The organism is Cupriavidus numazuensis (genome assembly GCF_905397435.1).
Classification (GTDB): domain Bacteria; phylum Pseudomonadota; class Gammaproteobacteria; order Burkholderiales; family Burkholderiaceae; genus Cupriavidus; species Cupriavidus numazuensis.
Genome location: NZ_CAJPVI010000048.1, coordinates 64,498 through 74,838, shown reverse-complemented (window position 1 = coordinate 74,838; position 10,341 = coordinate 64,498). Strand labels below are relative to the sequence as shown.

The window sequence follows — 10,341 nt, the reverse complement described above, 5'->3', positions numbered from 1 at the left end:
AGCACACTACGATAAAAATTCGCCCCTTTGGGGCAACCAAAACGCGTTTTTGGTTACTTTTGTCGCTCGGACAAAAGTGACTCGCCGGCTACGCCGGCGAAACAGCCGCGCATGCCAAGACCGCTGCCGAAACTCACCAAAAACCCAATTCAAAGCCTGTAATACTGTTTGTAATATTCCCCTAGGTAAGCTTCAAACGAGATGCCATCCTGCCGCTCCATCTCAGCTTGCTCGGACAGCGACCGTTCCGCAAGCTCGCTTGCCGAATGCATCAGCTCCGCACTATAGGGCCGACTCTTGAAATACCTCGAATGCGAAATTGACTGCTCCATCACGAACTGACCCCAGGTATCGTTGCCAGCCTGAAGTTCCCTCAGAACACGCGCCGATGGCGTCAAGGCGCTGTCAGTGACCTTGTCACGCTGGACCGCGACGCTCTGTACATACAGTGTTGACTGATGTGCCTTGTCGAGCAATGCAGCAACGCATGCCGCCTGATCAAGCAGCTCGGTTGCCCACACCTGTAGCGAAACAAGAGCGCCGTCGCGTTCAAGCATGAGGCCTGGCTTCCGCCCCTCGTTTGCGACCCGTTGAAGGTTGCGCCGTGAGACGTTCACCTCGTCATCCGGCGCATCCGGGCTTTGCGTCAGCAGGCATACCAGCAGGAAGGCATCCATAAAACGCATCTGTTCGGCATCGATCCCCACTGGCAAGAATGGATTGACATCGAGACTGCGCGCTTCGACGTACTCGACACCGCCGCCAGCCAACGCTGCCAGCGCGCTCTTGCCACGCGCAGCAGTTCGCCTCGGCCTGATCGAGCTATAGTGCTCGCTTTCAAGTTGTAGCAATCCTGTGGACAGCTGGCGGAAATCCGGAGACCGTCCGAGGCCTATGCGTTCGTAGGGAGGATACGGTTCAAGGATCGCCTTCTTCAGTGCCTCGACATAGGCGTCCAGATCGCTATAGGGAATACTCAGCGACTGCTGCGCGTCGCTTTGATAGCCGAGATCACCCATGCGAAGCGATGTCGCGTAGGGACGGTATAGCGACGTCGCGTCAAGCGACTGCAACCCCGTGTCGCGTCCCCCCGCAAAGCTGCGGTTGACGGCCGGCGAGGCGCCGAACAAGTAGACCAGAAGCCAGTGCATCCGCTGGTAGTTCCGGATCATGGCGAAGTAAGCGGCGTTGACGGCGTCCTGATCGTGGCATCCAAGCGCAGGCCAGAGCGGGTCAGGCAGGGAGAAGTTGTAATGAATGCCGGCGATGGTCTGCATCCGGCGCCCATATCGATGACCCAGCCCGATGCGGTAAACGGATTTCATCCGGCCCAGATTGGAAGTGCCGTACTGCGCAACGGGGATGGCGTCGTCGCTGCCGACTTCGGCTGGCATGGACGCGCACCACAGAACTTCGTCGCCAAGCGCGGAATGGACTTCCTGGTGGATCTGGTCGAGATGTGCCAGCGTTTCTTCGATGCCGGTGGATACCGGGGTAACGAATTCCAGCATCGCCTCTGCGTAGTCAGTCGTGATCTGCGGATGTGTCAGCGCCGAACCCAGACGCCTCGGATGCGGCGTTTGTGCCAGGTTCAAGCCCTTATCCACGCGGAGGCCTTCCTTTTCAACGCCGCGACGCAGCTCGCGCAGCAGCGCGAGCGACCGGGGGTCATCCAGTGCTTTGATCTGTCTTTCGGCGCCGGTGCTGCGCATGAGTCGGCTTCTCCCTGTGGTCCTGTTATGCGGACTACGATCCTGTGACTAGGATATACCGCGCCCTACCAGAAAAGGAAGCCGGAACCGACAGACGCAGCACCGGTGTGGGCCTTCCCAGTCATTCTGACTATCATCCACGGTGTTGTCCGCGCTCCTTCAGTAGAGGATCACCGATCGAATCGACTGGCCTGTCTTCATCAGGTCGAAACCTTCGTTGACCTGGTCGAGCGTCAGACGATGCGTGATCAGATCATCGATGTTGATCTTGCCTTCCATGTACCAGTCGACGATGGTCGGCACATCGGTACGTCCGCGCGCGCCGCCAAATGCCGAGCCCTTCCACTGGCGGCCGGTCACCAGCTGGAACGGCCGCGTGCTGACCTCCTCGCCCGCCGCGGCCACGCCGATAATGAACGACTGGCCCCAGCCCTTGTGCGTGCATTCGAGCGCCTGTCGCATGAGCTTCGTATTGCCCACGCATTCAAACGCGTAATCCGCGCCACCGTCCGTCAGCTGCACGATATGGTCGACGACACTCCCGACCTCGCTCGGGTTGACGAAGTGGGTCATGCCAAACTTCCTGGCAAGTTCGACGCGGCCCGGATTGATATCGACGCCGATGATCTTGCTGGCGCCAACCATCTTCGCGCCCTGAATCACGTTCAGACCGATGCCGCCCAGGCCAAACACGACGACGTTCGCGCCGGCCTCGACCTTCGCCGAATAGACCACGGCACCCACGCCTGTCGTCACGCCGCAGCCGATGTAGCAGATCTTGTCAAACGGGGCGTCTTCGCGGATCTTCGCCACCGCGATCTCCGGCACGACAATGTAGTTCGAGAATGTCGACGTCCCCATGTAGTGAAACAGCGGCCTGCCGTCGAGCGAGAAGCGGGACGTCGCATCGGGCATCAGGCCCCTGCCCTGGGTCGTGCGAATCGCCTGGCAGAGATTGGTCTTGCGCGACAGGCAGAACTTGCACTGGCGGCATTCCGGCGTGTAAAGCGGAATGACGTGGTCCCCCTTTCTCAGCGTGCCGACGCCCGGCCCCACATCAACGACCACGCCTGCGCCTTCATGGCCGAGAATCGCCGGGAAGATCCCTTCGGGATCGGCGCCGGACAGGGTGTAGTAATCCGTGTGGCAGATGCCCGATGCCTTCACTTCGATAAGCACTTCGCCCACGCGCGGGCCGTCGAGATCGACCTCTTCGACCGTCAACGGTGCGCCAGCCTTCCATGCGATTGCTGCCTTTGTTTTCATATCTCCTCGCTGCTCTCATGACGGCCGGGTCGGACGCCGATTACGGCTGAACCAGCCCGATCTTGCCGCCGTCGATCTTGACCAGATAGGTCTCGGGCGTGCTTTGGGCACTTTCCCTGCCTGTCGGCCCGACCTTCCTGAAGGAAACCTTCCCGCTCAGACCAGTGAGCTGGACGCCCCAGAGTGCCTCGCGCATCTTCTCTGGATCGATGGCGCCGGCCTTGCCTGCCGCGGCCGCGATGATCCGCACGGCATCGTAGCCACGGAATCCTTCGGTCAGGCCGGCCGGGTCAAGCCCACGCTTGTTCCACTCGCCGATGAATGCGGTGGCCCGGGCCGGATCCGCGGATATCTCGGGAAACCATGGCGCAAACATCAGGTTATGCAGCGTGCCATTGGCGGCAGACCCCGCATGCTTGATTAATTGATCGGGGCTCTGCGACCCGCCCAGGGTAATGATCTGCCGTTTGATGCCCAGCGCCTGCGCCTGCTTCAGTACCAGCGTGAGTTGTTCAACGGCAGTCGTGACGAACAGGGTGTCGCTGTCTGTGCCCTTGATGGTGGACAGTTGCGCGGTCATGTCCTGCGCGGACGCGTCAATGGTCTGGACGAGTCCTGTGTGGACGCCCTTTTCCTTGAGCATTGCCTGGAATGCATCGGCCGAGCCTCGGCCCCAGTCATTGTTGACCACGAGGAAATCCGCCTTGCGGATCTTGAGCGGGCCCACGTGCCTCGCGAAGCTTGCGGCTTCCATGGCATTGGTGGGGCATATCCGGAAAATGTATGGATTGCCCGATGTGGTGATCTTGTCCGCGCCTGAGGTTTCTACCACCATCGGCACCTTGTATTCCATCAGCTTGGGCATGACGGCAAGCGTGTATGTCGAACTCCATGCGCCAAGCATCACGGGTACCTTGTCGCGGACGATGAGCTTTTCGGCAGCGGCAGCGGCTTCGGTCGGATTGCTCTTGTTGTCCTCGATCAGCAACTGGATCTTTGTGCCGTTGATGCCCCCGTTGCTGTTGATCTCGTCAGCCGCAATCCTTGCGCCGTTGGTGACGAAGTTGCCGGATGCCGCCACCGCACCGGTCAGCGGCTGGTTGACACCAATCTTGATGGCCTTGCCAGATTGGGCGCTGGCCGACATCGCAAACTGCATCGCGATTGCGGCGATCGTGAGTTTCATCCAATGGTGTATCACTTTGCATTCCTCCTTGCTACATGCGTTAGCGGCGACCGCCCTTGCCTTCTACTCGGCCGCGCCGTGCGGCGGCGCGCCGGTACGGATGAATACGTCCTTGCCGACAATCCGCACGGGATAGACTCGCAATGTCTCCGTGACCGGCCGACAGGTTGCCTTGCCCGTACGGATATCGAATCGGCCCTGATGCAGCGGACATTCGATTTCGCACCCTTCCAGGTAGCCATCCGACAAATGCGCATGCTCATGCGTGCAGATATCGTGCGTCGCATACAAGGCACCGTCGACCTGATAAAGCGCCACAGGCGTACCGTTGACATGCACGGCTGTGACTTCGCCTTCCGTCATCTCGTCGATGCTGGCAGCGCGGGTCCAGCCCGCTTCCATGGTTTGCGTGGACATGACGCCCTCAAATGGGATAGATGATCGAATTGGGGACCAGCACGCTGTCGAAAATGCAGATCCGCTGACGAAACTTCAGGCGCCCACCTTCTGTCACGATGCTATCGAGATAGCGACCCGCATTGAACACTTCCGAAAAGGCATCGTGCTTGGTCCGTACGACGATGTAATTGGCCTGTGCCGTGAGCCCGCCATCCTTCTCAGCGGTAACGCGCGGATGCCCAACCACGTGGCGCTGGTAGTACGGCGCATGGACAATGGTCTGCGTGATCCCATACACGCGATCCTTCAGCATGGCCTTGCCTTCCAGCGCCAGTGCCGACATGGGCAAGCCCGCTTCGTAGTTCTCGCGTGACACGATCCGGTAGCGACAGCTCTCGGTGAAGAAGTCTGGCCACGCTTCATAACGGCAGTTGTCGACGCACTCGACGTACTCGGCGTACAAGTCATTCACCGCCAAACGCATTGCCGCATCCATATCAAACCCCCATCACGATTCGGTAGTACTCGTACATGCCACGGATCAGGGTCTCCGAAACGTGGGTGTCGGTATCCGCGATGTCGCGGCCGCCGAGTTCGCACAGCGTTTCGCATTCGGGATCCTGCGCCATGCCTTCGTCGACGAGCCCGATGATTTCGCTGTCGTCCGCGGAAACGAAGCCCGCGGGCCCAAACAGGTTGGCTTGACGCAGCCGCCGCTCGGTCATCTCCGGCGGATCATCGGCAAAGCCAAGATGGGTCCAGATATAGTCGAATGCGCGCGGCCCGCGCGGGATGACCTGGCGCACCGCGACGGAGTTGATTTGCTGCTGCATGATGACGCTTGGAAAGATGCTCTGGATGACCGCTGTGGGACCGTTCCACCATGGCTCGGTCTCGACATCGAGAAAGCGTTCGTCATTGAGCTTCATATCGGCGCGATAACTGCTGACTCCCGCAGTGGCCTCGCCCTTCCCGCCCTGGTTGCGCGTGGTCACCATCGCAGAGTGGCGATGCAGATCGTCCATCACGTTCTTCGACTCATTGTCCGCGCGCCAAAGGCCAAAGTTGACGAACCAGGTGTGCAGCAAGCCCGGGTGGTAGCAGTCCTTCAGGTTTTCATGAATCAGCTTCCAGTTACCAGGCACGCGTTGACGGTTGTACCCGAGGACCTTTAGCTCACGGCCATCGAATACGCGGTCGAAGTACGCGAGCATCGTCGGACCCAGATAGGCCTCGAAGTCCGGCACTTCCGGATGGAAGCACGCGAAGATCACGCCATTGCGGACCGTGACCTTCAGCTTGGTCAAGCCATGATCTTCGCGCCTGAAGTCCGCCGGCATGCCACCCTTGCCTTTTATGCCCCGCATGAATGGCACGCCTTGCAGATTGCCCTTGAGGTCGTAGCTCCACTGGTGATAGGGGCAAATCAGCTCCTTGCGATTGCCCGAGTGTTCCTGGCAAAACTGCGCGCCCCGATGCGCACAATGGTTCTCGACCACGTTGATGGCGCCGTCTTCATCGCGAACGACAATCACGGACCGCTCCCCAACCCAGCTGCGCTTGAAATCGCCTGGATTGGGAATTTCGGCTGTCAGCGCCACGTAACACCAGTGCGGTCCATTGAAGATGCGCTCCAGCTCCTTGCGATAGATGCCTTCGTCGGTGTAGATCCAGTACGGTACGCGCGAGGCGCCGGGGGTCTTCCATTTCCGCTGGAACGTGATGGGTTTTGGATCAGTCATTGCTATCGTCTCCATGTTGTCAATTGGCGCGCTTTCCGGCGCCATTCCGCCAAGACACTGCACATCAGGCGCACTAGCCGAGCAGCATGGGCAAGCTCTCCCGCAGCTCGGGCGCTCTGCCGACACAATTGCCATTCAGCGCGAAGCCATGCACGGCCCCGCCGACGTCCCGATATAGCGACTGCACGCCAAGATCACCGGATTCCGTGCACCACTGGCCTTCCAGTCCCGGCGGCGGCGGGCAGATGACAGTGGGGCAATCTGGCGTCTTCACGACGACCGGCATTGCCGGATAGCGGACTCTGGCGGACCCGCCATTCAGATTGCTCGCGATGACTTTGGCTGCGGGGCCAATCGGAGCGATATAGGGCAGCCACATGCCTTCCACCTCGGCACAGTCCCCGAGCGCAAAGACATCGCAATCGTTGGTGCGCAGATGCATGTCGACCTGGATCCCGTGACCAGTGCGGATCGCGGTATCGCGCAGCAGCGAAGTGCGCGGCCTGAGCCCGATCGCCGACAAGACAACGTCGGTATGGAATACATCGCCAGCGGCACCCTGTACGGACAGGCCGGGCCCCTCACGCTCAATCGCTATGACACCTGACCCCAGCCGCCACTCCACACCGATGCGCTCAAGCCCCTGGCGCAGGAAGGCGCCATTTTCCGGCGGCAGCAAGCGGCTCAACGGCAAAGGCGCAATATCCATGACGTTCACCTGATATCCCGCACGTGCCAGGTCGTTCGCGAATTCACATCCGACCAGACCCGCACCGAGGACGGTGACCGAGCGTTTGCCATGAAGCGCGGCACGGAACCGGCGGTAACTGGCCAGGTCGTTTGCCGAGTGAATATGGCCGAGGGAAATCGGGTCCAACGGTAGCTGCACAGGCTCCGCGCCGAGCGCGAGCACCAGACGACTGTAGTGAAGCGCTCCTGCCGACGTGAAAAGGATCTTCGCCTCGGCGTCGATCCGCTCCGCCCGGGTAGCGCACCAGATCTCCCCCTTTATCTGAAGCTGCATGGCCTGCGCATTGCGCGAAGCCAGTTCCGCATCCGGCGTCCCGAGGCGAAGCGCCTCGGAAAGCGCAGGCTTGGAGTAGAACTGCCCGTCGTCCGCCGTCACGACGATCAGCGGATCGCTAGGGTTCTTCTTGCGAAACTCCCGCGCCACGGCGTAGCCCGCCAGGCCGCTTCCCACGATCACGATCGGATCCATTTCCACTCCCCTCGCCATTGACCGCCTCATTGGCAGGAATGTAGTCAGCGACCTACCATATGTAAATCGCATCCCGGAGATGCTTTGTATACGTAAAAATGGATATTCTCGACCTCGACCTGAAGTTACTCGTGGTATTCGAAGCCATGCTGGCGGCGCGCAACGTCACGCTGGCGGCCGAGTCGATCGGCATGACGCAACCAGCGATGAGCACCTATCTGGGCAAGCTGCGCAAGGTAATGGGAGATCCGTTGTTCGTACGGACTTCACGCGGCATGGAGCCGACACCGTTCGCCGTCGAACTGTCGGAGCCGATCCGCAATGCGCTGCAGCTGTTGCGACAGACGCTGAATCGGGACAAGCACTTCGACGCGGCAACGTCGACCCGAACGTTCAATCTCGTCATGACGGATATCGGGGAACGCGTGTTCCTGCCGGCACTGCTGCAGCGGCTGACCAGGGTTGCCCCGCTGGTCAGCATTCGGACCGTGCAGTTGCCCGTCAGCGAAATGCGCGAGGCACTGGAAAGCGGCGAGATGGATCTCGCGGTGGGGTTCATTCCGAAGCTGAGCGCCGGCTTCTACCAGCAGCGTCTGTTCACCCGGTCCTATGTGTGCATTGTCCGGACGGACCACCCGACCATCGGCGACCGGCTAAGCCTGAAGCAGTTTCTGGGGGCGTCCCACGCCGTGGTATCGGTAGCCGGTACGGGACACGAGGTCGTCGAACGTGTGCTGGCGGAGAAAGGCCTGGCGCGCAAGGTCGCACTGCGCGTGACTCACTTTCTCGCGATACCGCTGATCGTCGCCAATACCGACCTGATTGTGACGATCCCGGAAATGCTTGCCGAGTCCTATCTGCCAGCGGGCAACATCAAGATTCTGCAGCCGCCGATCAAGCTGCCCAGCTACGCCATCAAGCAGCACTGGCACGAGCGCTATCACGATGATCCCGCCAACCAATGGCTTCGCGAACTGATCCGCGACTTGTTCGGTGATTGAGGCGCACCTTGAGATGCCGCACACAAGTATCGCTTTGCCGTTCCTAGCGGCGTCTCGCGCACTTGAGCCAGAAATCCGCCCACCCTAAGGGTTATCCCTACCCCGTCATTCCCATTTCCCGAGACTCGGGGTTTTGATTTTTGGGAATGAAGTCCTATTCTTTGCCCCTATGTTGAATGCAGTCGATAACCCTGGCGCCATGAATCCCGCGCCCTCCACGTCCGCGGAAGCCGGCCAGCCCGCGGGCGGCGCCGATCGCGTGCTGTTCGTGCTGGCGACGCTGGCCCAACACGGCGCGCCGATCACCGTGCGAGAACTCGTTGCCACGACCGGACTGCCCAAAAGCACGCTCTACCGCCAATTGATGATGCTCAAGCGCTGGGGCTTTGTGCTGGAGTCCGACGGCGAATACGCGCCCGGCCCGATCAGCCTGCAACTGGCGCTCGGCTTTGACATGGCCTCCCACCTGGCGCGCGAAGCCTTGCCGGACATGCGGCTGCTCGCGCAGCAATCCGATGAAAGCGTGGGCCTGGTCGTCGCCGTCAAAGATCACGTTGTATGCCTTGAAATGGTAGAGAGCCGCCAGTCGCTGCGCTGCTCGTTCGAGAAAGGCCGCGGCGTGCCGTTGCGCACCGGGGCGTCGGCCATGTCGCTGCTGGCCTTCATGCGGGACGAAGCGCGCGAGCGCGTCGTGCGTGCCCAGTGCGAGCCAGCCGAAGCCGATCGGCTGCTGGCCGAACTCGCTGCCATTCGCGAGACCGGCTACGCCGTCAGCGAGGGCGCGGTGGACCCCGGCGTGTGGGGCGTGAGCGCTCCGCTGTTCTCGCGGCGCGGCAAGACGGATGCGCTGGGCTCCATCACGCTGATGGTGCCGGCCACCCGGCGGCAAGGGCGCGAGACCGCGCTGATCGACATGACCGTGGCCGCGGCGATGCGGATTTCCGCGCGCCTGCAGTCCTACTGAACACGAAGCCCATCATCACCACTGCCGTCGGCAAGCTCATGCGGCGGCAGATCCCTCGTTCCCGAGAAAAGGAGACCTCCATGAACCTTCGCCGCAAATGCCTGATGGCTGGCCTGACCGCCCTGATCGGCCTGACGTTCGGCGCCGCCGCCCACGCCGAGGACAATGCCGTGCTGCGCGTGGCCACCGACGCCACCTTCCCGCCGATGGAATTTATCGAGAACGGCAAGCGCACCGGCTTCGACGTGGAACTCGTGGAAGCCATGGCCAAGACCATGGGCAAGCGGGTCGAATGGACCGACATCGACTTCAAGGGCCTGATTCCCGGGCTGGTCTCGCGCCGCTTCGACATGGCCGTGTCCGGCATCTACATCACGCCGGAGCGCCGCAAGGTGGTGGACTTCACCGAGCCGTACTACACCGGCGGCCTGGTGGCGCTGGTCAAGAGCGGCAACACCACCATCCACGCCCCGGCCGACCTCAACGGCAAGAAGGTCAGCGTGCAGGTGGGCACCAAGTCGGTGAGCTTCCTGCGCGACACGTATCCGCAGGTGCAGCGCGTGGAAGTGGAAAAGAACCAGGAGATGTTCAACCTGGTCGAGATCGGCCGTGCCGATGCCGCCGTGACCGGCAAGCCGGCCGCGATGCAATACGTCAAGACCCGCGGCGGCCTGCGCATGGTCGAGCAGCCGCTCACCACCGAGGAATACGGCATGGCCGTGCGCAAGGACACGCCCGAACTGACCCGTGCCCTCAATGCGGCGCTCGCCAAAGTGAAGGCCGATGGCACCTACGCCAAGCTGACCCAGAAGTGGTTCGGCACGGCCGCATCCAAGTAAACCGAGCCGGTCA

At 61.3% G+C, this 10,341-nt stretch carries 10 protein-coding genes; 3 read left to right on the top strand and 7 right to left on the bottom strand.

The window, feature by feature from the left end:
• Positions 1-149: 149 nt before the first annotated feature.
• From gshA to KHO41_RS30470, 7 genes are all read right to left on the bottom strand, one after another.
• On the bottom strand, positions 150-1,712 hold the full coding sequence (gene gshA, locus KHO41_RS30500) for a glutamate--cysteine ligase (protein WP_211956972.1): 1,563 nt from the start codon (positions 1,710-1,712) through the stop codon (positions 150-152).
• A gap of 159 nt (positions 1,713-1,871) precedes the next feature.
• The gene (locus KHO41_RS30495) at positions 1,872-2,978 is read right to left on the bottom strand and encodes an S-(hydroxymethyl)glutathione dehydrogenase/class III alcohol dehydrogenase (RefSeq protein ID WP_211956971.1); all 1,107 of its coding nucleotides are present in this window, start codon (positions 2,976-2,978) and stop codon (positions 1,872-1,874) included.
• Positions 2,979-3,018: 40 nt separating this feature from the next.
• Positions 3,019-4,164, bottom strand: a complete 1,146-nt coding sequence (locus tag KHO41_RS30490; protein ID WP_244874104.1) for an ABC transporter substrate-binding protein — start codon at positions 4,162-4,164, stop codon at positions 3,019-3,021.
• Between the two features lie 63 nt (positions 4,165-4,227).
• Positions 4,228-4,581: a non-heme iron oxygenase ferredoxin subunit gene (locus KHO41_RS30485; protein ID WP_211956969.1), complete on the bottom strand. Its 354-nt coding sequence runs from the start codon at positions 4,579-4,581 to the stop codon at positions 4,228-4,230.
• Positions 4,582-4,588: 7 nt separating this feature from the next.
• Entirely contained in the window at positions 4,589-5,047 is a 459-nt protein-coding gene (locus KHO41_RS30480; RefSeq protein ID WP_244874103.1) for an aromatic-ring-hydroxylating dioxygenase subunit beta, read from the bottom strand.
• A gap of 13 nt (positions 5,048-5,060) precedes the next feature.
• Positions 5,061-6,305: an aromatic ring-hydroxylating dioxygenase subunit alpha gene (locus tag KHO41_RS30475; protein WP_211956967.1), complete on the bottom strand. Its 1,245-nt coding sequence runs from the start codon at positions 6,303-6,305 to the stop codon at positions 5,061-5,063.
• 73 nt (positions 6,306-6,378) lie between these two features.
• Entirely contained in the window at positions 6,379-7,524 is a 1,146-nt protein-coding gene (locus KHO41_RS30470; protein WP_211956966.1) for an FAD-dependent oxidoreductase, read from the bottom strand.
• A gap of 98 nt (positions 7,525-7,622) precedes the next feature.
• Between KHO41_RS30470 and KHO41_RS30465 the strand changes: the two genes are divergently transcribed.
• The 3 genes from KHO41_RS30465 (at position 7,623) to KHO41_RS30455 (ending at position 10,328) form a co-directional block, all read left to right on the top strand.
• On the top strand, positions 7,623-8,525 hold the full coding sequence (locus KHO41_RS30465) for a LysR family transcriptional regulator (protein WP_211956965.1): 903 nt from the start codon (positions 7,623-7,625) through the stop codon (positions 8,523-8,525).
• Positions 8,526-8,694: 169 nt separating this feature from the next.
• Positions 8,695-9,489, top strand: a complete 795-nt coding sequence (locus tag KHO41_RS30460; RefSeq protein ID WP_211956964.1) for an IclR family transcriptional regulator — start codon at positions 8,695-8,697, stop codon at positions 9,487-9,489.
• Positions 9,490-9,569: 80 nt separating this feature from the next.
• Complete coding sequence (locus tag KHO41_RS30455; RefSeq protein ID WP_211956963.1) at positions 9,570-10,328, top strand: glutamine ABC transporter substrate-binding protein; 759 nt, start codon at positions 9,570-9,572, stop codon at positions 10,326-10,328.
• Positions 10,329-10,341 lie beyond the last annotated feature (13 nt).

What these genes read in the sequence shown, in the direction of transcription:
- gshA (WP_211956972.1), bottom strand. Translation starts at nt 1,712, where the DNA reads ATGCGCAGCACCGGCGCCGAAAGACAGATCAAAGCACTGGATGACCCC.
- KHO41_RS30495 (WP_211956971.1), bottom strand. Translation starts at nt 2,978, where the DNA reads ATGAAAACAAAGGCAGCAATCGCATGGAAGGCTGGCGCACCGTTGACG.
- KHO41_RS30490 (WP_244874104.1), bottom strand. Translation starts at nt 4,164, where the DNA reads ATGAAACTCACGATCGCCGCAATCGCGATGCAGTTTGCGATGTCGGCC.
- KHO41_RS30485 (WP_211956969.1), bottom strand. Translation starts at nt 4,581, where the DNA reads ATGTCCACGCAAACCATGGAAGCGGGCTGGACCCGCGCTGCCAGCATC.
- KHO41_RS30480 (WP_244874103.1), bottom strand. Translation starts at nt 5,047, where the DNA reads ATGCGTTTGGCGGTGAATGACTTGTACGCCGAGTACGTCGAGTGCGTC.
- KHO41_RS30475 (WP_211956967.1), bottom strand. Translation starts at nt 6,305, where the DNA reads ATGACTGATCCAAAACCCATCACGTTCCAGCGGAAATGGAAGACCCCC.
- KHO41_RS30470 (WP_211956966.1), bottom strand. Translation starts at nt 7,524, where the DNA reads ATGGATCCGATCGTGATCGTGGGAAGCGGCCTGGCGGGCTACGCCGTG.
- KHO41_RS30465 (WP_211956965.1), top strand. Translation starts at nt 7,623, where the DNA reads ATGGATATTCTCGACCTCGACCTGAAGTTACTCGTGGTATTCGAAGCC.
- KHO41_RS30460 (WP_211956964.1), top strand. Translation starts at nt 8,695, where the DNA reads ATGTTGAATGCAGTCGATAACCCTGGCGCCATGAATCCCGCGCCCTCC.
- KHO41_RS30455 (WP_211956963.1), top strand. Translation starts at nt 9,570, where the DNA reads ATGAACCTTCGCCGCAAATGCCTGATGGCTGGCCTGACCGCCCTGATC.